Below are 18,317 nucleotides of genomic sequence, written 5' to 3'. Positions count from 1 at the left end.
GCCGTTGAAGGCGACGGCCCGCAGGTGCCGGCCGTCGATCGCCTCGTCGGTGCCGGCGTTCAGTTCGATGCGCTCCTGAGCGCCCTGAAAGTCACGAGGCCCCGGAGCCTGGCCCTTGAGGCGATATCGTCCCGGCGGCCGGCCCGACCGCCGGGACGCATCCGCTCGGCACCGTCCGGGCGCGCCGGTCAGCTCAGCGGCAGCTCGACCCGGCGGCCCAGCCCGAACTCCTCGGCCTCGTCGTCGGTGACCATCGCGAACGACCCCGGCGGAACCCGTTCGAGCGTCGCCACCCGCGACGCCGCCCGGAGCACGGACGCCTCGTCGGTGCCGGTGAGGAAGAAGACATAGGCGTCGCCGTACTCCTCGCCGTCGTCGTAGCCCGCCGCCCCGTCGGTCTCCACGTCGAGGCCCGCGAGGAAGTCCTCGACGTCATCGATCCAGGGCAACGGGTACTCCCCGGGTGCGACGTCCGGCGCCGGCCGCAGCGGGACATGAACCTCAATGATCAGTGTGGGCACCGCGACATGATCCTTGGCGGGCCGGCCTCGTACAAGATGCTCCTTTGTCTGCGGACCGGAGCCGGCATCAGTCCGGTGTGCCGAGCACGCCGGCGACGCCGTCCACGAACCAGCGTTCGAACTGATCGGTCGTCCAGCCGCGCTCGCGGGCCACCGGTGTACACAGCGTGCCACTGCGCCCGGTGTGCCGATAGGTGGCCCGATCCGCCGCGTTGGGTACGCGTGGCCTTGTTGATCTGCTAGCGATGCGAAATCGCGGTTTTAGGCCCATGATCACAGCGCTTTTGTAGCGCTAGCAGATCAACATCTCGGCAGGGGCGGTGCCGCCGAGGCCGAAACGACGGCACGGGCTGATGCGCGATCGACATCGGCCGGGGCGGCGGTCAGGGCCGGGCCGCGGTGCGATGCGGGCGGGCGCGATGCGGGCGGGCGGACCCGGTGCAGGCGAGCGGGCGCGATGCAGGCGGGCGGGTGCGATGCGATGCGGCGGCCGGAGGTGCGATGCGACGGCCCTGGGTGCGGCGGGGGGTCAGGCCGTTGGGCAGCCGTTCTCGAGGTAGGCGGTGAGTCCCTCGGCTCGGGCCCGGCAGCTCGCGGCGGCTCTGCGGGCGAGCAACGGCGAGAGTCGTTGTTCCTGTTCGGACGGCGTCGACCAGGCCCAGCTGCGGAGTTCGTCGGGTGGCAGTTGGATGGCCGCGACCTGCTCGGGTGACAGCATGCCACCGTCGAACACGAGCATGAGGCCTTCGGTGCGTCCGGAGCGTGGTGGGACCCAGTCGATCGCGAGCAGCCGGCCGGGCTCGACGGTCAGTCCGAGTTCTTCGTGGATTTCGCGGACGGCGGCGGCGCGGGGCGACTCGTCGGCTTCGACGCAGCCGCCGGGCAGTTCCCAGTGGTCCTTGTGGTAAGCCGGTTCGACGAGCAGGAGCCGGTCGGTGTCGTCGAAGAACAGGACTGCTGCGGCCATGCGCTTGGTGGGCAGGCCGGCCGTGTAGTCGGCGACGGCCTGGTGAGCGCCGGCGGAATTCGCGGTCATCGTCGTCCTCCGGTCGGAATGCGGGTGGACCTTGGCAGAATCTCATTCTGTCCCGCGGCTGACGGGGAGGCGTGCCCGGGAACGCCGGACCGGCGGTGATCTCGGTAGGTTGTCGGGCATGACGGACGTACGGCTGGAGCCGATGACCGAGGACCAGTACCGGCCGTGGCGGGCGGAGGGCGAGGCGCATTACGCGCGGAGTGTCGCCGCCTCCGGCCAGTCGGCGCAGGAGGCGGCCCGCACCGCCGCCGACACCTACGCGAAGCTGCTGCCCGACGAGTTCACCACCCCGGACAACCATTTCTGGTACGCCTGGGACGGTGACCGCCGGGTCGGCTTCCTGTGGATGAAGGTCACTGGTGAGACCGCGTTCGTCTACAACGTGGCTGTCGAGCCGGACCTGCGCCGCCGGGGCTACGGTCGCGGGATCATGCTGGCCGCCGAGCGCTGGTGCCAGGAGAACGCGCTGACCAGAATCGGTCTGCAGGTCTTCGCCCACAACCCCGGTGCCCGGGCCCTCTACGAGCAGCTGGGTTTCACCGAGGTCAGCCGCAACATGGCCAAGGACCTCTGACGGCGATCCCCGGGGCGGGGTTCAGGCGGGCTGGAAGAGCTCGATCGGGTTGCCGGCCGGGTCGTCCAGGACGATCTGCCGGCCGCCGGGTCCGCTTATCACGTCGCTGCGGAAGTGGATGCCGGCCGAGCGCAGCCGGGTCACCTCGGTGTCGATGTCGTTGACGAGCAGGTGGATGCGGTTCCAGCCGCCGGGCCGCGGCCGGCTGCCGTCGGGCAGGTCGCGCCCGGCGGAGCTCGCCGGGCCGGACAGCAGCAGCCGCAGGTGGCCGCGCCGGACGTCGGCGAAGGCGGGCAGGAACGTGGTGTTCGACGTGAAGCCCAGGTGGCCGGTGTAGAAGTCGACGGCGGCCTGGACGTCGTCCACCAGGTAGCGCACGTGCACGTTCTCGTCGGTCGGGCTGGTCATGACAGTCCCTCCTCGGTGCTGGCAATGGCGGACGATGTGCTGGTCGCGGCGTTCGACGGTGTCTCGGCGGCGGCATAGGGCGGTGTATCAGAGGCGTAGGGCGGTGTATCAGCGGCGTAGGGCGGTGTGCCGGTGACCGCGTGCGACGCCGGGCGGACGATGGCGTACGCCAGGAAGGTGATTCGCTCGCTGAGCTCGTCGGCGACCTGGTCGAAGGCGCTGAGGCCGGCCGGATCGCCGGCCGGGTCGGCGATGCTCCAGTGCACCGGCCGGGCCGGGCCGCCGAAGTCGGGGCACACCTCCTTGACCCGGTCGCACAGCGTGATGACGTGGTCGAAGTGCCGCCCGCTGAACTCGTCGAGGTGTTTCGCCCGGGCCGCCGACAGGTCGATGCCCCGGGCCGCCATGGCGGTCACGGCGTGCGGATGGACGGCGGTGGGCCGGCTGCCGGCGCTGCAGGCTTCGACGGCGCCGGCGGTGTGGTGGCGCAGCAGCGCCTCAGCCATCTGCGAGCGTGCGCTGTTGCCGGTGCACAGGAACAACACGCGCGCCGCGACGGGGACCGTCGCCACGACGGCGAGCGCCGGCACGGACGGCACCGCAGGAGCGGACGAGACCCCCGGCGCGGGCGAAAGCGCCGGCGCGGGCGAAAGTGCCGGCGCGGGCAGGAGCAACCGCAGTGCCGGGTGCAGGGCGGCTCCGGCGCCGCTCAGCAGATCCGAGCAGCGGGCCAAGTCCAGCGAGTAGTAGGTGTCTCGCCCGTCGGCGCTGCTGCGCCGGGCGGTGACCAGACCGGCCGTGCGGAGTTTGCGCAGGTGGTAGGAGACCAGGTTCTGTGGCTGGTCGAGCAGCGCGGTCATTTCGCGGACGGCCAGGTCACTGCGGGCCAGCTCGCCCAGCAGCCGCCACCGCACCGGGTGCGCGGCGGCGGTCAGGAACGTCGGCGGCTGTTCTCCCATCTCCGGAGATTACATCAAATCATTTTGATGTAATAGCGTTCACGTTCGGGGAAGACCGATCGGGTTCGGGTACGGGACCACTCCCCCGGCCGCCTTCGCCAGCGGCGCCAGCAGTTCCGCGAGCCGGTCCCGGTCCACCGGCCCGAAAGCGGCCCACGGCTGCCCGGCGAGCCGGTCGGTGCCGTCCTCGACGGCCCGGTGGGTGTCACGCCCGGCGTCGGTGGCCCGGCCCGCATCGTCCAGCAGGCCGCGATCGGCGAGCGCCCGGGCCGCGGTGTCCCAGTCGTCGTTGGTCCAGCCGCGGTTCGGTTGGGTCTGTTCCCGGCCGCCGTGCAGCGCGTCCCGCAGCACCAGGGCCTGGCATCCGGTCAGTTCGGCGTCGACGAGAGCGGTGATGTGCCCGTCGCCGCGGTGTTCGCGCAGCACGGTGGCGGCCTGCCACAACCGGCCCACGGGGTCGGCGGGCCGGGGCAGGGCGGCGTTGGCGGCGCCGAGCGCCCGGCCCTCGGTGGTGGCCGCGTCAGCCACCGATTCCAGCACGTCGGCGGCCCGGGTCACGCGTGCCGGATCGTCGGGCAGCACGGCCTGGAGGGCGGCCGCCGCGCCGTCGAGACGGGCGGCCAGGGCCCGCTCCGGTGTGGCGAGGTCCCACACGCCGGGCAGCGCGCGGGCCACCATGTGCGGCGCGAACGAGAAGAACAGCGCGGTGACCGGCGCCGCCGTGACCGCGCCGAGCGGTGCGGCCCGCCCGGCGAAGTAGCCCCGCCAGAACCCGCGCAGCCCGGCCCCCTCGAAGGCGGCCCGGGCCTGCGGCGCGAAGTAGGTGACCGCGTGCAACGGCTCGAACAACTGCCACAGGTCCCGCACTGATGTCATCGACCGATCGAAGCACGGCCCGCGCGGTCGGGCCATCCCCGACGGCCGGGCCGAGCCTGGCCCCCGGGCCGAGCTGGCCCCCGGGATCAGCGGGTGGGCGGGTCAGCGGGTGGGCGGGTCAGCGGGTGGGCGGTGGGCTGGTGTGCACGGCCGGGTCGCCCTGGACGATCCAGACCTCCGGGTTGTCGATCGGCGTGAACGACCGGTCACCGCCCGGTTCGCGGCTGGTCGGCACGGTGTCGCCGTTCGGCAGGTGCACGATGAAGTTCACCGGCTTGGTGTCGTCGGCGAGCGCGATGTCGTACTCCGCCCAGCCGTCCACGATCCGGGTCGGCGGCATCGGCCTGTCCCAGGCGATCCCGGCGAGCAGTTCCGGGTCGACGCCGTCGCCCCACAGGTGCAGGCCCCACCCGTCGTAGTCACCGGCCGGCCGCAGATAGCGCAGCGTGGCCGTCTCCCGCGGCGGGCCGGCGTAGCGGACGGTACGGGCGGCGCTCGTCACCCGGGTGCCGTCCGGTTCGGACAGGATGGCCCGGTAACGGACTGTCGTGCCGGCGGCCAGGTTCAGCGCGGCCAGGTCGTCGAAGGCGGTGTACGCCGGTGAGGAGCTGTCCGTGCCGGTCCGCGTCCACCCGCCGTCACCGACGCTGCGTTCGAAACGGACCACGTGGGTGGCGCGTTCCGGGTCGGCCACGGCGCGCACCTCGACGCGGCCGCGCACGTTGCTGCCCTCGGCGGGCGCCTCCACGGTGAGCTGCGGCGCCGGCACCCGGGCGGCCCGGGCCGGGCTGGTCGCGGTGTGGCCGCCGTTGTCGAGCACCACCGCGCGGTACTGCACGGGTGTGCCGGTGCGCAGCCCGCTGACGTCGTGGAACACCCGGTAGGGCGCGGTGTCGTCGGTGCCGACCGGGGTCCAGCCGCCGCCCGCGGTGCGGGCGTAGAACGTGACCTCGTAGAACGAGTTGCCGGCCACGGCGGCGTCCACCCGCATGCGCCCGCGGGACTCGGGGGCGGCGGTGGGCGTGCCGAGTGAGACGGCGGGGGCCTTCTTCGAGTACGGGATCCGGCTGTCGGACGCGTACACCACGGTGGACAGCGGCGGCACGCTCAGCGTGACCGCCCCGCCGGTGCCGGAGGTGACGCGGTCCGGGCCGGTGCCGTAGACGCGCTGGTAGGAGCGCTTGCCCGGGTGCAGCGGGACGGTGGCGGTGGCGGCGGTCTCGCTGTTGTTGAGGGCGACCACGTACTCCCGCTGCTGTTCGCGGTCGATGCGGGAGAAGGCGTAGACCCCGGCCGCGTCGTCGGCGTACCGATGCTGGTGGGCGCCGTCGCGCAGGGCCGGATGTGCGCGGGTGAGCGCGGCCAGGTCCCGGATGCCGCGGTAGAGCGGGTGGGTGGCGGTGAAGTTGTCGCTCGCGTGGGTGGCGTCGGTGCCGAGCAGGTCGTCGTCGAGGTAGTCGGGAACGCGGCTGGCGAACATGGTCTGCCGGGCGTCCTGGTCGCCGCCGGGGCCGGTGAAGCCCTGCTCGTCGCCGTAGTAGACGACCGGGTTGCCGCGGGAGAAGTACATGAGTTCGTGCGCGAGCCGGTCGCGGGCCAGCCGTTCGGTGTCGTCGGCGCCCGGGTTGTCGGCCACCACGAAGCCGCCGATCCGGCCCATGTCGTGGTTCCCGAGGAAGGTCGGCAGCTGGTAGACGTTGGAGTCGGCGTCGGTGTACCAGTCGTCGCCGGCGAAGAACTGCCCGAGCTCGGCGGCGGGGCGGCCGCGGGAGGCGAAGTTGCGGGCCGCCTCCTGGAACGGGAAGTCGATGACCGCCTGCATCCGGTTGCGGGTGGTGTACTGCGAGGTGAAGGACCGGCTGGTGTCGAACACCTCGCCGAACATGAAGAACTCGCGCTTGCCCCGCGCCTTGGCGTAGGCCAGCACCTCGGGCCCGAACCGCTGCCAGAACGCGTCGTCGACGTGCTTCATCGTGTCGATGCGGAAGCCGTCGATACCGAAGTCGGCGATCCACTTCTTGTAGATGTCGATCATGCCACGGACCACGCGCGGGTTCTCGGTGAAGAGGTCGTCGAGGCCGAAGAAGTCGCCGTAGTACGAGTCCTCGCCGGTGAACGTGGTGTCACCGCGGTTGTGGTAAAGGCTGACGTCGTTGAGCCAGCCCGGCACCTTCAGGTCCTTCTCCGCGTCGTCAAGAACCGGGGTGTACGGCGGCGTCAGCACCGGAAAATCGGGGCGCCCGGCGTAGTCCCGGTCGTCGACCGGCGTCCCGTCCGCGGTGCGGTAGGGCGCGACGTCCTTGCTGACGTACGGCCGGCGCGCACCCTCCTCGTACCCGATGACGTCCGCCGTGTGGTTGGTGATGATGTCGAAGTAGACCTTCATCCCGCGCCGGTGCGCCGCGTCCACCAGCGCCCGCAACTCCTCGTTGCTGCCCAGGTGCGGGTCGATCCGGGTGAAATCGGTGATCCAGTACCCGTGGTAGCCGGCGGACGGCCCGTCCTCCAGCTGCACCGCCTTGTTCTTGAAACTCGGCGTCAACCAGATCGACGTGGTGCCCAGCCCTTGGATGTAGTCGATACGGTCGAGCAGCCCGCGCAGGTCACCGCCGTTGTAGAAGCCCTTGCGGGTCGGATCGAACCCGGACACCAGCGGATCGTCGGGCAACCCGCCCCGGTCGTTGCCGGTGTCACCGTTGGCGAACCGGTCGGCCATCACGAAGTAGAAGTTCTCGTCGGTGACCGGCCCGCGCAGCGAGTGCCGGCCGGCCAGACCACCACCGGAACCGGGCGCGGCGACGGCGGGCGACCCCACCAGCAGGACGGCGGCCAGCGCGACAGCAACGACACGACGCATCGACATGCATGCTGATGCTACGCATCCGGACGGTGCCGCAGAACCCGTACGCCTGATGCGCCCGGGTTGTCCGTGAAACGGCGGGGCCTACAATCACTGACCCCCGCACCGAGGAAAGGGCACCATGGAGCGCATCCTCTACGGACTGGTGGCGGTCGCCGGCGTTGCCGTCATCATCGGTCGCAAACAGTTCGTGAAATCCTCCGAACGAGCCAGCCGGGACATCTTCCGGCGTGACGTCGGCTCCCGGGAGGCTGCCGCCCAGTCCACCTTCACCCAGGTGCTGGCGTTCGTGGTCGGCGGTGCGTTCATCGTGATGGGCTTGCTCGCCATGTTCGGTGTGATCTGGACCGATCTGTAACGAGCACGGTGCGAACGGTGGGCCGGGACCTTCGGGACCCGGCCCACCGGCGTATGCGCGGTCAGGATGCCGTGGTCCGGTCGCCGCGGTCGAGGCCGTGGCGTCAGGCGGCTCCGGCCGGGGATTCCGGGATGTCCGCGCGCCATTCCAGCTCGAACTCCCGCCGCGGCGTGCCCTCGATCAGCGCGAGCAGGTCCAGCAACGCGGACCGGTCGCGGGCCACACCGGCCAGACCACCGGCGCCCTCGGCTCGCTGGCGCACGAAGTCGCCCGCCACCGCTGTCGCGTGCGACCCCAGGAGACGGTCGATGTGGTCCTGCAGGTAGTTGAGGACCTCGTCGGGGACGCCGCCCTGCACGTACGCGTCCTCCGTCAGCAACCACGCCTCGAGAGCGTCGAGGGCTTCCCCGACGTGCCTGCCGTCCTCTTCCGCCTGCCGCAGCACGTCGTCATCGTCCATGCCCACATCCTGGCAGCGCCCCAGCGGCCCGGTCCCGGACTTCGGCAAGTCCGGACGGCGACGGCGGTCAGCGTGGGTGGACGGTGTAGGTCAGGTGCGTCGCCCGCGCGGTCGGCTCGGAGCGAACCGGTTTCAGCGTCACCCGGGACGCGTCGACGCCGTCGAAGAGGCGGGTGCCGGCGCCGAAGAGGACCGGGGAGAGGGCGATCGTGAACTCGTCGACCAGGCCGGCGTTCAGGTACTGCAGGATGGTCTCGCTGCCACCGGCGATGCGGACGTCCCGGTCGCCGGCGGCCTCCCGGGCCCGGGCCAGGGCGCGGTGGATGCCGTCGTCGACGAAGTGGAACGTGGTGCCGCCCAGCCGTTCCCACCTGTCACGGCGCTGGTGGGTGAGCACGAACACCGGGCTGTGGAAGGGCGGCTCCGCGGGCCAGGAGTGCTCGCCGAGTTCGAACATGCGTTTACCCATGACGCTGGCGCCGGTGCGCGCGAACGTCTCCCGTACGACGTCGTTGTCGGGCCCTTCCTCGCCGCCCTCCCCCAGCTTCAGGTTCTCCCGGAAGAACCGCTGCGGGAAGATCCACGCCTGCAGCTCCATCCACTGCGCCACCCAGCGATCCGGCCTCGGGTCCTGTTCCCGCTGCTCAGGCGTGGCGCGGATGCCCTCCATCGACTCGGGCGCGCTGTAGCCGTCCAGCGACATGGACACGCTGAAGAAGACCTTGCCGGCCATCAGCGGGCGATCCCTTCGGCGTACGCGGCCAGATGGCTCAGCGTCTGCTCGCCGCCCTCGACCGCGTGGTACTCCGTCGCGGCCCGGTCCCGCAGCTCCTTGGTGGGGAAGATGGTGCGCATCTCGATCCGGGTCGCGGTGCCCTGCGGCGCGAACGTCAGGACCGACTCGAAGGCGTCCGGGTCGTCGCGGGACTCGCCGTGCAGCATCGCGATCCGCTCCGGCGGGACGATCTCGGTCCAGGTGATCCACTCGGGGTAGTCGGTGCCGTCCGGTCCGTGCATCACGAAGTCCCAGACCGCGCCCTCGCGGAACTCGAAGGACCGCGTGGTGGTGGTGAACCCGTTCGGCCCCCACCACTGCGACAGGTGCCGGATCTCGGTGAACGCCTCGAACACCAACTCCCGCGGTGCGTCGACGACCCTGGAGATCACGATCTCCCGGTCGGCGGTCGCCGGTTCCGCCCGCGTTTCGTGCCGTGCGCCTGCCATCACTCATTCCTCCTGCTGTGTCTGCTCGAGGTCCGGCACGGACCCGGTCTGCTCGAGGTCCGGCACGGACCCGGTCTGCTCGAGGTCCGGCACGGGCGCGGTCTGTTTGAGGTCCTGCACGTACGCGTCCAGCCGGTCGAAGCTCTCGTTCCAGAACTGCTCGAACCCGCCGACCCACTCGTGGATCGGCCGCAGCCCGCGGGCGTCCAGGCCGTAGAGGCGCTGCTTGCCCACCCCGCGAACCCGCACCAGCCCGACCTCCCGCAGCACCCGCAGGTGCTTGGAGGCCCCCGGCTGACTCATCCCCAGCTCCTGGGCCAGATCGGACACCGGCCGCTCCCCCGTCCGCAGCAGAGCCAGGATGTCCCGGCGCTGCGGCTCGGCGATCGCGTTGAACGCGTCCGACGTCGTCGCTGCTCGTGCCATAGCGGCAATCATATTCCCATATAGGAAAACGTCAAGCCGGTGCGGACCCGGCCGGGCAACTCACCGGGGTCCGATGCGCTGGGCGTCGCCGTACACCATGTCCCAGAACGCGAGAAGGTCACGGCGGCGGTGCAGGGCGGTGCCGTACAGCGAACCCGCACTCTCCCGGCGGCGGATCCGCAAGGCCTCCCGGGCGATACGCTCCCAGCGGGAGGGGAAGGCCTCCAGCGCATGCACGGCACCGCCCTCCTTGCCGGTGATCATGCCGCTGACCAGGGTGTAATGGATCCGGCTCAGACCGGTGACGCACCACACCACCGCCTGCGGCGTGAGGGACACCAGACCGTACGGGCTCGGCAGCCGGTCACCGGCCTGCCGCAAACGCCCCCAATAGGTGTCCAGGTTGCCGAGCACCCAGCGACGCAGGGTGTCCGTGTCCGTCCACACTCCGAGAGCCGCGACGTCCGGCCCGAGACAGGGCACGCCGCACTGCGCGAGCGTGTGCCACTCCACCGGACCCCGCACGACAGGTGACGCGGCGAATCGGCCCTCGTGGGACGCCGGCCCGGCGGGAACGACAGCCGGATCGGCCGCCAGGTCGCCCCACGTCACGTAGTAGCCGTCGAACGCGGGACGTTTCCGGTAGGCCCGCAGCCGCCGGTGCACGCGATCCAAAGCGGCCATCCCCGCGTCATCGAGCCGGTCGCCGGTGACCGCGAGGAAGTCAACGTCGCTGGCGTACGGGCGGAACTCGTCAAGCGCCACGGAGCCGACGAGGTGCAGACCTTCGACAAGTCCCGGCGCCTCGTCGTCAGCCAGCCGCAGATAGGCCCGCACCACATCCGCAGCCTCGGACGGCACCGCCCGACTCGTGCCCTCATCACCCGTGCTCGGCATCGCGCCCTCCTTCCGGGGTACGCCGCACAGTGCCACGCGCTGTCACGGTGGTCGATATCGTGGTCGGCATGGCCATCGCCCGCATGCCCCTCATCGTGATCGACTGCCCGGATCCCGGCGCGCTCGCCAGGTTCTACGGCGCGATGCTGGACTGGACGGTCGACGTCTCCCCGGAGCGGGCCGCGGCCTGCGGCGACAACGGCCAGTGCATCTCCTTCCACCGGGTCGCCACCTACCGGCCGCCGACGTGGCCCACCCAGGAACGCCCCCAGCAGATGCACCTCGACGTGCTCGTCGAGGACCTCGACGCCGCCGAGGCCGCGGCGATCGAGCTGGGTGCGACGCGGCATCCGGGCCAGCCGGGTACGAGCTACCGCGTCCTGCTGGACCCGGCAGGCCACCCCTTCTGCCTGTGCCTGCACTGATGTGTCGGGCTCCGTTATTCGTGCCCCACGTACACCCAGGCGGTGTCGTTCGAGGCCAGCGAGGCCTCCACGCGCCGGTAGTCGTCGACCTCGTAGCCGTCGGCCAGCAGGAGCTCGTCCTCGGTGACCTCCAGCGCCGACCCTTCGACGGTCGCGGTGGCGTCGCCGGTGCGTACCAGAATGGGGTGAAAGGCCTCGCCGCTCACCGCGAGCACCGCGGGGTCTGTGATCTCCAGGCGGTCGACCCGGAACCCGACGATCCGGTCGGTGCGTCCGGCGAGTTCACGTCCGAAGACACTGCGTTGCACGGCGGGATCGCGCAGCGTGCCATAGGAGAACAGCAGTGGCATAAAGTGATCCTATCCGGACAGTCCCCGCCTCGGTGTCGTATCCTGGTCGACTTTGCCGAACCAGGAGGTAAGAACCATGCCCGCCTATTCCGAGGACGTCCGGCAGCGCTTGCTGGGCACGCCCGAACAGGATGCGACACGTCTGGTCCGCGAGCCACCTCACGGCTGGCGGACGGTCGTCATCGAGGACTACGACCCGGCCTGGGCGGACCGCTTCGACGCTGTCGCCGCCGTGCTGCGCGACGCCCTGGGCGCGTCGGTCCTGGGCCTGGAGCACGTCGGGTCGACGTCGGTGCCCGGCCTGGCCGCCAAGGCCATCGTGGACGTCGACCTCGTCATCGCCGGCACCGAGGACGAGTCCCGCTACGTGCCCGCGTTGGAGAAGCTCGGGTACATCCTCGTGCTGCGCGAGCCGTGGTGGCACGGGCACCGCATGCTTGTCGACGCCGACGAGGACGTCCACCTGCATGTCTGGCCGCAGGGGTCGCCGGAAGTGATCCGGCACCAGCTTTTCCGCGATTGGCTGCGCACCCACCCCGAGGATCGCGAGCTGTACGCCTCGACGAAGCAGCGCCTGGCCCGGGAGGCGTCCGCCGACGACTACGGCATGGCCAAGAGTGACGTCATCGACGCCATCTTCGCACGCATCTTCGCGGCGGCGGACACGGCCGGTTAGCCGAGGTCAGACCTCCGGGACGTGGTGCCCGGCAGCCGGTCGGCCGGCCGCCGGGCCCGCCGCGGTCAGCAGCCACACGACCCGATCGACGTAGGCGTCGCGGTCCGCCTCGGTGACCGGCAGGCTTCCCGGCGCCACGTGTGCCATCTGCGCATATCCCAGGTAGGCGGTGACCGCCATCAGCCCGCGGCGCCGGGCCTCGTCGGCCGGCCAGCCGAGGGCCACGAACAAGCCTGAGGTGTACGCCACCCGCCGCTCCGTGACCCGTGCCAGCACCGGCGCCACATGCGGATGGTCGGCCGTCGCCAGCATCGCCAGTTCGATCGAGCCCTCCGGCTGCAGCGACGTCGACCCCAGCACCAGGCTGATGAGCAGCCGCAGCCGGGCCAGCGGGTCAGGTTCGGCGTCGACCAGGCCGATGACGCCCTCGGTGTGCTCGCGTTCCCAGCGCAGCACGGCCGCCTCGATCAGGGCGTCCCGGTTGGCGAAGTGCCAGTAGAAGCTGCCTTTCGTCGCGCCGAGCCGGGCCGCCAAGGGCTCCACCGCAACCGCCGCCAGGCCCCCGGTCGCCATCGCATCCAGCGCCGCCGCGGTCCAGTCGCCGGCCGTCAACCGCGGCGCCGTGCGCTTGCCGGCACCGCCCCGGGCGCTTCGCTCACTCATCACCGTACGGTAGCGTATGGAAAAACATACGGGACCGTACGGAGGCGACGATGGCAGCCCTGGTGCACAACGTCCACGAACGAGCACTACCGGTTCCGGCCGCCGAGGTCGGCCGGCTCCTGGACCGCGTCGGAACCGTCGACGACCCGCTCTGGCCCGCCGGCTGGGCCCCGATGCGGTTCGACCGGCCACTCGCCGTCGGCGCCGACGGCGGGCACGGCGTGGTCCGCTACCACGTCACCGGCTACCGGCCCGGACGCAGCATCGAACTGACCTTCCACCCGGTCACCGGCCTGCTCGGCACACACACCCTGGAGATCGAGGACCGCGGCCCGTACGCCTGCGTGCTGCGCCACCGCCTCGACGCCCGCCCGGCCGGCCGGATGCGGCTGCTCTGGCCCGCCATCGTCCGGGTCTGCCACGACACCGTCCTCGAACATCTGCTGGACAACGCCGAACGCGCCGTCACCGGTACCGTCGCCGCGCCCGTGCGCTACCCGTGGCGCGCCCGCCTCGCGGTCGGCCTGGAACGCCCGCGAGCTCACGCCGTGCCGGTCCCGGCCGCCGCGACCCTGCTCACCGCCGCCATCGACCGGCCCGACCTCGCCGACGCCTTCGCGCTCCGGGTGACCCCGACCACCACCACCGACCCGCAGGACTGGGCCGACGCGATCTTCCGGAACCCGCCCGGCATCGTGCGCACGCTGCTGAACCTGCGCAACCGTCTGGTCACCCCGCTCGGCATCGAGCGCGGCGACGCCACGGCCTTCGACACCATCGCCCGCACCGACCGGGAAGCACTGCTCGGCACCGACGCCGGCCACCTCGACTTCCGCGCGAGCGTGCTGGTGGCCACCGACCCGTCCGGCACCACCGTCACCGTGTCCACCGTGGCCGCGACCCGCACCCGCGCCGGCCGCGCCTACCTCGCCGTCGTCCGCCTGGTGCACCCCTGGGTGGTCCGTGCCATGCTGCGCCACGCCGCCCGCACCCTCCAGGCCCAGCCCACCCAGGCCCGACCCGCGGGGCAGGTGGCGGCGAGCACCGGAATCAGCGACGCCTCCGCATAGCGTGAGGTGGCCCGGTTCGCGGCACCACCGACGAGCGAACCTGGCGACCGTCAGGCACCTGCGCCTGCCCCTCGATCCCGTGCCGACCCTCCCGGCCGCGATGGCACCGGACGCCCTGCCCTGCCGAGATGTCGATCTGCTAGCGATGCGAAATTGCTGTTTTCACCCCTTGATCACAGCGATTTCGTAGCGCTAGCAGATCAACATCGCCGCGCGCACCCAACACAGCGAACCGCGGCCACGCCGCACTCACTCACCTGCCTCACCGGCACCCTGCACGCCATCCCCCGCACCTGTTCGGATATCGCGGTACAAGCCCTGCGCGCGCAGCATGGCCACCCACTTCGGGTCGGGTTCGCCGCTCGGCGTGAAACGGGGCGGGCGCCGCCCCGGGAAGTCCTTCGGGAAGAGGGCGAACGTGGTCCGGCGCGACAGAATCGCGTACAAGAACTCGATGATGCCGCCGGGAAACCGCGGCCACATCATGCCGCGAGCCTCGGTGGCGGTGATGGTCCAGGTGTCCGGTTCGCCCGGGCGTTCGATCACCCAGTACACGGTGTCGCCGTTGTCCGTGCCGGCGGCAGAACTGTCCGGGACCGTAGATCTCGACGAGATTCTTGTAGTCGGCGGGCAGCCGGAGACCGACTTCCGCCTCGACGGGTTCCCAGTCGATTTTCGCGCGAGCGTGTGCCGGAGCGGGCACCAACGCGAGCAGTTCGTTCAGCGCCGGCATTTGAAGATCGTAAGGGCGGCCGCATCGGGGTCCGGGCCTGGGAGGGGGCGGAACCGGCTGATTACAGTGTGCGGCCATGGGACACGTCTTCGCCCGCCTCGCCGGTCACGGCCTGGTCCTGATGCCGCACTGGCCGTACAGCTTCGAGCGCGCCGACCCCACGTCCGACGCCGTGGTGGTGACGAACTGGCGTGCGGACGGGCCGGCGACGGCGCTCGTGGATCCGGCGGAGGCGCGGACCGTGCCCGGCGTCGTGGACGTGGAGCCCGGCCCGGAGCATCCGTTCTGGGTCATCGAGACCGGCGTCTTCGACGCGGCCTGGCCGCACGGGTTCGGCATCGCGTCGACGGTCGACCCGTACTGCCTCGTCGGTGAGCACGACGCGTCGATCACCGTGCAGGGCCCGGTCCGGGTCGACGACCCGGCCGAGCTGGTCGCGCCGGGTCAGACGGTCGCGGCCCGCCGCACGACGGACCAGGGGGTACGGGTGGTCGAGCTCACCTACGAGCACGAGGGCGAGCCGTGGTGGCAGGGCCTCTACCTCTACCCGCGGGCGGGCGACCAGGTGCTCGTCTTCGCCGCGCAGTCCCGCGAGCCCGGCATCGCCGCCACCCGGCACGGTGTGGAGTGGATGCTGGGCCTGATCTGAGAGGCCGGGCGGCCGGCGGCGCGGCTATCGGCTCTTGCGGATCACCGCGTCGGCCTTCTCGCGCGTCCTGCGCCACCGGCCCGGCCCGCCGCGGCCCGCGCGCCGGCCGGGTCCGGTGCTGCCCGGCAGGGCGTCCGTCCGACCGATCAGCTCTTGCACCCGACGGGTCAGCCGGCGGGCCGCCACGTCGTCGACGGGCGCGGTCATCTCGTCCAGCAGCTGCAGGTATTCGCCGGTCAGCCTCTCCAGCTCCTGCCGGTCGCCGGTGTGCCGGAGGGAGGCGTCGAGGTCGATGATGTGCTGGGCGAGCACGGACACCGCCGCGCTGAGCGCCGCGCGGTCGTCCTCGGCCGCCGTCAGGCGCTCGTGCCGCTCCGCTGCGAGCCGGCCCGCCCGGCGGCCGGCCGACCACACGATCAGCGCGCCCAGCACCACCGTCGCCAGCGCGGCGAAGGCGACCAGGAAGCGCGGGAACGACGGGCTGATCGTGCGGGCGCCGTCGGGTACGAGGCCGGAGCGCACCATCAGGTCGTAGGTGACGACGACGACCTTCAGTGCCTCGACGGGGCGGTCGGTGAACTGGTCGACGCCGCGGGAGATGGTCGTCTCGACGGCCAGGGACCGGCCGAACGACTCCTCGCCTTTCTCCGAGTCCGCCTTCGGCAGCATGTCGCAGCCGTAGCGGTCGTAGCCGCCGTCGGCGTCGTGCCGCAGGACCAGCACCAGGGTGCCCCGCGCGGCGCGATCCACGCGGTCGCAGCCGTCCTCGGCCGGGTCCGCGCCGGGCGACAGGAACAGCACGACGAGTCGCCGGTTGCCGATCACCTGTTCCGCGGCCTCTTCGTCGACGGCCGTGCCGAAGCCGGGGTCGACGTGGACCGACGAGGTGCGCACGTCGCGGCCCGCGCGGCTCTCGAAGACGCCACCACTCCACAACGCCCAGCACGCCAGGAGCACCATGACCACCGAGGTGAACCCGAACGGGGTGGCGACGAGCCGTCCGAAACGCCTCATGTCAGCCGGCCTCGCAGATAGTCGTCGGGGCGGTACCCGCGGTACGGCAGTCGCCGGCCCGCGTCGTCCAGGTCGCGCTCCGCCTTGGCGAGCAGCTTCCGCACGTGCGAGGCCGGCAGTCCGTGATCGAGGGCCTCGCGGGCGGCGGACAGGGCGGTCAGCGCGCGGGCCAGGGCGGGCTCGCTGTGCTTGTCGGTGAGCGCCGACATCTCCACCGCGAGCGCGGCCAGGCCGGCCAGCTGAGCGGCCGGCCCGGCGCTGCCGGGTGTGCCGACGCGGCGCGGCGAACGCAGCAGCGAGGTCGCCGAGAGCAGGAAGAACGTGAGCACGCAGCCGGCGAACACCCACGGCAGGGCGGGCAGGGCGACCCGCAGCGGGTCGAACGGCTGGAAGGGCAGCGGGCGGTCGAACAACCCGGCGTACCGGATGTCGCTGATCCGCCAGAGGTAGAGGCCCAGCACGTCGGTCTGTGGGTAGGCGGACCGGCTCATCCGATCGTTGAACTGGCTGTAGAAGCTCGCCGCGGCGACGTCGTCGAAGCCTTCGGCGCCCGGTCCGTCGTACTCGACCCACTGGCCGTACATGACGATCACCGGACGGCCGGGGAACTCGGCGGTCAACGCCGGGCCGAACCGCGGCATCGGCTGCCCGAACGGCTGCTGCGGCAGCGCCACGACCAGTGGCTCCGCACCACCGAACGCGGTGCCGGCCTTGGCGGGGAGTTGCGCCGCAAGCGTCGTCCCGGGCGCGCGGTGCATGCCGGTGCGCCGCAGGTCGGCCACCACCGCGCCGATTTCCGCGGCCGTGGGTTCCCGGCGGGTGAGGGTGTCCGGGGCGTCCGGCTGTTGCTGTTCCCGGGCCTTGGCGATCACGGCGACCAGCGAACCGGTCACGTCCCCGGTGGCGAATCGGGTGCGCCAGCCGGAGATCCGGTCGGGGACGGCCGTCCAGATGTCGCCGGAGACCTCGGTGCCGATCACCCGGATGGTGGCCGGCTCGACGTCACGCACCCGGGCGCGTTCCTCCTCGGACAGTCCGGGCGGCGCGACCAGGATGCGGTAGCCGGAGTCGCCGATCGCGGCCCGGACCCGCGCCTCGTCCCAGTGTGCGATCGACCCGGGCAGCCGGACCACCGGCGCGGCGCGCACCGCCGCTGTCATCTCGGCGACGGTCGGCACCGTCGCGCTGCCCGACAGGCCCGCCGATTCGGTCATGAACTGGGTGGCGGGCGCCGGGGCCCGGTAGCTGACCTCGACGTCCTGCCGCTGGGCGCCGAGGAACAACACGAGCACGACTGCGGCGACGGCCAGCGGGACCAGGCGCAGGATCCGAGAGGTCATCGGCGGGCATCCCCGCGCCACAGCCGGTCGGCGTGGCCGGCGAGGCGCTCGGCCTGCTCGGCGGCCCGGTGACCACCGCGGTGCGCGGCCAGGTTCACCGCCTGGTCGAGCAGTCGCTCGGCCTCGATCACGCGGGACTGCGAGGCGTCCCGGCTGACCGAGGCGATGTCGATCGCGGCACGCGCGGCCGACCAGGCCATGCGCCGCCGCAGGCGGGCCGACCGCAGCCGGGGAACGGCCGTGGCGGCGAAACCAGCGGCGACGATCACCAGCACGCCGAGCACCCAGACCCACCACATGATCGTTATTGTGGCAGCCCGCGCCAACGGTCCCGCAGCGCGGGCGGCGGCGGGAACTTGTCGTACCCACCGTCTACGTTGACCGCCATGGCAGAACGACCGAGCACCCGATGGCGACGGCAAGTCGATGAGCAGACGGCCGAGGTCGCCGGCGGCGTCCTGACGGAGGACAAGGCGTATGCGGCCCAGCTGTGGCCGCCGACCTTCATCGACGCGGTCGACCAGGCGCTGGCGGCCTATGAGCGTGAGGTCGCCCAGTTCGCGGCTGCTGCCGACGACGAGCAGGTGTGGGCGGCCGTCGAACGGGTCGTGACGGCGCTGAACGAGTTGGACGTCGAGGAGGGCCGCATCGAGACCGAGGAACGCGAGGATCTCGCCGAATACATCGACGCCGTCCTGACCGGCGCGGGCGTCGACGTCGAGGGCCTCACCGCGCGGCGGGACCTCGACCGGTCGGAGCTGACCGACGAATGGCGGGAGTGGTGAGCTGAGCCCGGGG

At 71.8% G+C, this 18,317-nt stretch carries 24 protein-coding genes; 7 read left to right on the top strand and 17 right to left on the bottom strand.

The window, feature by feature from the left end; all coding sequences use genetic code 11:
* Positions 1-188 precede the first annotated feature (188 nt).
* Both LPA41_RS05935 and LPA41_RS05930 read right to left on the bottom strand, forming a co-directional pair.
* Entirely contained in the window at positions 189-521 is a 333-nt protein-coding gene (locus LPA41_RS05935) for a hypothetical protein (protein ID WP_229068916.1), read from the bottom strand.
* Positions 522-1,050: 529 nt separating this feature from the next.
* On the bottom strand, positions 1,051-1,557 hold the full coding sequence (locus LPA41_RS05930; protein ID WP_229068915.1) for an NUDIX hydrolase: 507 nt from the start codon (positions 1,555-1,557) through the stop codon (positions 1,051-1,053).
* 118 nt (positions 1,558-1,675) lie between these two features.
* On the opposite strand from LPA41_RS05930, the gene LPA41_RS05925 reads away from it, so the two are divergent.
* Positions 1,676-2,131: an N-acetyltransferase gene (locus LPA41_RS05925; protein WP_229068914.1), complete on the top strand. Its 456-nt coding sequence runs from the start codon at positions 1,676-1,678 to the stop codon at positions 2,129-2,131.
* A gap of 21 nt (positions 2,132-2,152) precedes the next feature.
* Here LPA41_RS05925 and LPA41_RS05920 read toward each other — a convergent pair whose 3' ends face one another.
* The 4 genes from LPA41_RS05920 to LPA41_RS05905 all read right to left on the bottom strand — a co-directional run bounded on the left by LPA41_RS05920 (position 2,153) and on the right by LPA41_RS05905 (position 7,237).
* Positions 2,153-2,539: a VOC family protein gene (locus tag LPA41_RS05920; RefSeq protein ID WP_229068913.1), complete on the bottom strand. Its 387-nt coding sequence runs from the start codon at positions 2,537-2,539 to the stop codon at positions 2,153-2,155.
* Complete coding sequence (locus tag LPA41_RS05915) at positions 2,536-3,498, bottom strand: MarR family transcriptional regulator (protein ID WP_229068912.1); 963 nt, start codon at positions 3,496-3,498, stop codon at positions 2,536-2,538. Before LPA41_RS05915 ends, LPA41_RS05920 begins: the two co-directional genes overlap by 4 nt.
* A gap of 39 nt (positions 3,499-3,537) precedes the next feature.
* Complete coding sequence (locus LPA41_RS05910; RefSeq protein ID WP_229068911.1) at positions 3,538-4,374, bottom strand: hypothetical protein; 837 nt, start codon at positions 4,372-4,374, stop codon at positions 3,538-3,540.
* Between the two features lie 118 nt (positions 4,375-4,492).
* Positions 4,493-7,237, bottom strand: a complete 2,745-nt coding sequence (locus tag LPA41_RS05905; protein WP_229068910.1) for an alpha-amylase family glycosyl hydrolase — start codon at positions 7,235-7,237, stop codon at positions 4,493-4,495.
* A 118-nt stretch (positions 7,238-7,355) separates the two neighbouring features.
* Here LPA41_RS05905 and LPA41_RS05900 point away from each other — a divergent pair, with 118 nt between their 5' ends.
* On the top strand, positions 7,356-7,592 hold the full coding sequence (locus tag LPA41_RS05900; protein ID WP_229068909.1) for a hypothetical protein: 237 nt from the start codon (positions 7,356-7,358) through the stop codon (positions 7,590-7,592).
* A gap of 103 nt (positions 7,593-7,695) precedes the next feature.
* Here LPA41_RS05900 and LPA41_RS05895 read toward each other — a convergent pair whose 3' ends face one another.
* The 5 genes from LPA41_RS05895 to LPA41_RS05875 all read right to left on the bottom strand — a co-directional run bounded on the left by LPA41_RS05895 (position 7,696) and on the right by LPA41_RS05875 (position 10,599).
* Complete coding sequence (locus LPA41_RS05895) at positions 7,696-8,052, bottom strand: hypothetical protein (protein ID WP_229068908.1); 357 nt, start codon at positions 8,050-8,052, stop codon at positions 7,696-7,698.
* 67 nt (positions 8,053-8,119) lie between these two features.
* On the bottom strand, positions 8,120-8,785 hold the full coding sequence (locus tag LPA41_RS05890) for a dihydrofolate reductase family protein (protein ID WP_229068907.1): 666 nt from the start codon (positions 8,783-8,785) through the stop codon (positions 8,120-8,122).
* Positions 8,785-9,276: an SRPBCC family protein gene (locus tag LPA41_RS05885; protein WP_229068906.1), complete on the bottom strand. Its 492-nt coding sequence runs from the start codon at positions 9,274-9,276 to the stop codon at positions 8,785-8,787. Before LPA41_RS05885 ends, LPA41_RS05890 begins: the two co-directional genes overlap by 1 nt.
* Before the next feature lie 3 nt (positions 9,277-9,279).
* A complete protein-coding gene (locus LPA41_RS05880; protein ID WP_229068905.1) occupies positions 9,280-9,702 on the bottom strand; it encodes a helix-turn-helix transcriptional regulator in 423 nt (140 codons plus the stop codon).
* A 60-nt stretch (positions 9,703-9,762) separates the two neighbouring features.
* The gene (locus LPA41_RS05875; protein WP_229068904.1) at positions 9,763-10,599 is read right to left on the bottom strand and encodes a hypothetical protein; all 837 of its coding nucleotides are present in this window, start codon (positions 10,597-10,599) and stop codon (positions 9,763-9,765) included.
* A 68-nt stretch (positions 10,600-10,667) separates the two neighbouring features.
* On the opposite strand from LPA41_RS05875, the gene LPA41_RS05870 reads away from it, so the two are divergent.
* Complete coding sequence (locus LPA41_RS05870) at positions 10,668-11,024, top strand: VOC family protein (RefSeq protein WP_229068903.1); 357 nt, start codon at positions 10,668-10,670, stop codon at positions 11,022-11,024.
* 14 nt (positions 11,025-11,038) lie between these two features.
* On the opposite strand, the gene LPA41_RS05865 is transcribed toward LPA41_RS05870, so the two are convergent.
* Positions 11,039-11,374, bottom strand: coding sequence for a gamma-glutamylcyclotransferase family protein (locus tag LPA41_RS05865; protein ID WP_229068902.1), 336 nt, complete (start codon positions 11,372-11,374; stop codon positions 11,039-11,041).
* Between the two features lie 76 nt (positions 11,375-11,450).
* Here LPA41_RS05865 and LPA41_RS05860 point away from each other — a divergent pair, with 76 nt between their 5' ends.
* Positions 11,451-12,050 (top strand): GrpB family protein, encoded by a 600-nt coding sequence (locus LPA41_RS05860; protein WP_229068901.1) that lies wholly within the window; start codon positions 11,451-11,453, stop codon positions 12,048-12,050.
* A gap of 6 nt (positions 12,051-12,056) precedes the next feature.
* On the opposite strand, the gene LPA41_RS05855 is transcribed toward LPA41_RS05860, so the two are convergent.
* Positions 12,057-12,713, bottom strand: a complete 657-nt coding sequence (locus LPA41_RS05855; RefSeq protein ID WP_229068900.1) for a TetR/AcrR family transcriptional regulator — start codon at positions 12,711-12,713, stop codon at positions 12,057-12,059.
* 50 nt (positions 12,714-12,763) lie between these two features.
* On the opposite strand from LPA41_RS05855, the gene LPA41_RS05850 reads away from it, so the two are divergent.
* Positions 12,764-13,783 (top strand): DUF2867 domain-containing protein, encoded by a 1,020-nt coding sequence (locus LPA41_RS05850; RefSeq protein WP_229068899.1) that lies wholly within the window; start codon positions 12,764-12,766, stop codon positions 13,781-13,783.
* Positions 13,784-14,032: 249 nt separating this feature from the next.
* Here LPA41_RS05850 and LPA41_RS05845 read toward each other — a convergent pair whose 3' ends face one another.
* Positions 14,033-14,329, bottom strand: a complete 297-nt coding sequence (locus tag LPA41_RS05845) for a hypothetical protein (RefSeq protein ID WP_229068898.1) — start codon at positions 14,327-14,329, stop codon at positions 14,033-14,035.
* A gap of 263 nt (positions 14,330-14,592) precedes the next feature.
* Between LPA41_RS05845 and LPA41_RS05840 the strand changes: the two genes are divergently transcribed.
* On the top strand, positions 14,593-15,165 hold the full coding sequence (locus tag LPA41_RS05840) for a hypothetical protein (protein WP_229068897.1): 573 nt from the start codon (positions 14,593-14,595) through the stop codon (positions 15,163-15,165).
* 24 nt (positions 15,166-15,189) lie between these two features.
* Here the strand turns inward: LPA41_RS05840 and LPA41_RS05835 are convergent, their stop codons facing one another.
* The 3 genes from LPA41_RS05835 to LPA41_RS05825 are packed head-to-tail and all read right to left on the bottom strand — an operon-like array spanning position 15,190 to position 17,818.
* Positions 15,190-16,179, bottom strand: coding sequence for a hypothetical protein (locus LPA41_RS05835; protein ID WP_229068896.1), 990 nt, complete (start codon positions 16,177-16,179; stop codon positions 15,190-15,192).
* Positions 16,176-17,519, bottom strand: coding sequence for a hypothetical protein (locus LPA41_RS05830; protein ID WP_229068895.1), 1,344 nt, complete (start codon positions 17,517-17,519; stop codon positions 16,176-16,178). The genes LPA41_RS05835 and LPA41_RS05830 overlap by 4 nt, the downstream gene beginning before the upstream one ends.
* On the bottom strand, positions 17,516-17,818 hold the full coding sequence (locus LPA41_RS05825) for a DUF6403 family protein (protein WP_229068894.1): 303 nt from the start codon (positions 17,816-17,818) through the stop codon (positions 17,516-17,518). Before LPA41_RS05825 ends, LPA41_RS05830 begins: the two co-directional genes overlap by 4 nt.
* A gap of 87 nt (positions 17,819-17,905) precedes the next feature.
* Between LPA41_RS05825 and LPA41_RS05820 the strand changes: the two genes are divergently transcribed.
* Complete coding sequence (locus tag LPA41_RS05820; RefSeq protein WP_229068893.1) at positions 17,906-18,304, top strand: hypothetical protein; 399 nt, start codon at positions 17,906-17,908, stop codon at positions 18,302-18,304.
* Positions 18,305-18,317 lie beyond the last annotated feature (13 nt).

This window comes from Actinoplanes sp. DH11, from assembly GCF_020873875.1.
Taxonomy (GTDB): domain Bacteria; phylum Actinomycetota; class Actinomycetes; order Mycobacteriales; family Micromonosporaceae; genus Actinoplanes.
The sequence above is the reverse complement of the archived record's forward strand: the minus strand, read 5'-3'. Positions and strand labels throughout refer to the sequence as shown.

Coding starts and splice junctions, on each gene's coding strand:
- LPA41_RS05890 (WP_229068907.1), bottom strand. CDS start 8,785: ATGGCCGGCAAGGTCTTCTTCAGCGTGTCCATGTCGCTGGACGGCTAC.
- LPA41_RS05915 (WP_229068912.1), bottom strand. CDS start 3,498: ATGGGAGAACAGCCGCCGACGTTCCTGACCGCCGCCGCGCACCCGGTG.
- LPA41_RS05840 (WP_229068897.1), top strand. CDS start 14,593: ATGGGACACGTCTTCGCCCGCCTCGCCGGTCACGGCCTGGTCCTGATG.
- LPA41_RS05825 (WP_229068894.1), bottom strand. CDS start 17,818: ATGTGGTGGGTCTGGGTGCTCGGCGTGCTGGTGATCGTCGCCGCTGGT.
- LPA41_RS05850 (WP_229068899.1), top strand. CDS start 12,764: ATGGCAGCCCTGGTGCACAACGTCCACGAACGAGCACTACCGGTTCCG.
- LPA41_RS05910 (WP_229068911.1), bottom strand. CDS start 4,374: ATGACATCAGTGCGGGACCTGTGGCAGTTGTTCGAGCCGTTGCACGCG.
- LPA41_RS05920 (WP_229068913.1), bottom strand. CDS start 2,539: ATGACCAGCCCGACCGACGAGAACGTGCACGTGCGCTACCTGGTGGAC.
- LPA41_RS05895 (WP_229068908.1), bottom strand. CDS start 8,052: ATGGACGATGACGACGTGCTGCGGCAGGCGGAAGAGGACGGCAGGCAC.
- LPA41_RS05880 (WP_229068905.1), bottom strand. CDS start 9,702: ATGGCACGAGCAGCGACGACGTCGGACGCGTTCAACGCGATCGCCGAG.
- LPA41_RS05925 (WP_229068914.1), top strand. CDS start 1,676: ATGACGGACGTACGGCTGGAGCCGATGACCGAGGACCAGTACCGGCCG.
- LPA41_RS05865 (WP_229068902.1), bottom strand. CDS start 11,374: ATGCCACTGCTGTTCTCCTATGGCACGCTGCGCGATCCCGCCGTGCAA.
- LPA41_RS05835 (WP_229068896.1), bottom strand. CDS start 16,179: ATGAGGCGTTTCGGACGGCTCGTCGCCACCCCGTTCGGGTTCACCTCG.
- LPA41_RS05855 (WP_229068900.1), bottom strand. CDS start 12,713: ATGAGTGAGCGAAGCGCCCGGGGCGGTGCCGGCAAGCGCACGGCGCCG.
- LPA41_RS05885 (WP_229068906.1), bottom strand. CDS start 9,276: ATGGCAGGCGCACGGCACGAAACGCGGGCGGAACCGGCGACCGCCGAC.
- LPA41_RS05905 (WP_229068910.1), bottom strand. CDS start 7,237: ATGTCGATGCGTCGTGTCGTTGCTGTCGCGCTGGCCGCCGTCCTGCTG.
- LPA41_RS05830 (WP_229068895.1), bottom strand. CDS start 17,519: ATGACCTCTCGGATCCTGCGCCTGGTCCCGCTGGCCGTCGCCGCAGTC.
- LPA41_RS05930 (WP_229068915.1), bottom strand. CDS start 1,557: ATGACCGCGAATTCCGCCGGCGCTCACCAGGCCGTCGCCGACTACACG.
- LPA41_RS05820 (WP_229068893.1), top strand. CDS start 17,906: ATGGCAGAACGACCGAGCACCCGATGGCGACGGCAAGTCGATGAGCAG.
- LPA41_RS05860 (WP_229068901.1), top strand. CDS start 11,451: ATGCCCGCCTATTCCGAGGACGTCCGGCAGCGCTTGCTGGGCACGCCC.
- LPA41_RS05875 (WP_229068904.1), bottom strand. CDS start 10,599: ATGCCGAGCACGGGTGATGAGGGCACGAGTCGGGCGGTGCCGTCCGAG.
- LPA41_RS05870 (WP_229068903.1), top strand. CDS start 10,668: ATGGCCATCGCCCGCATGCCCCTCATCGTGATCGACTGCCCGGATCCC.
- LPA41_RS05900 (WP_229068909.1), top strand. CDS start 7,356: ATGGAGCGCATCCTCTACGGACTGGTGGCGGTCGCCGGCGTTGCCGTC.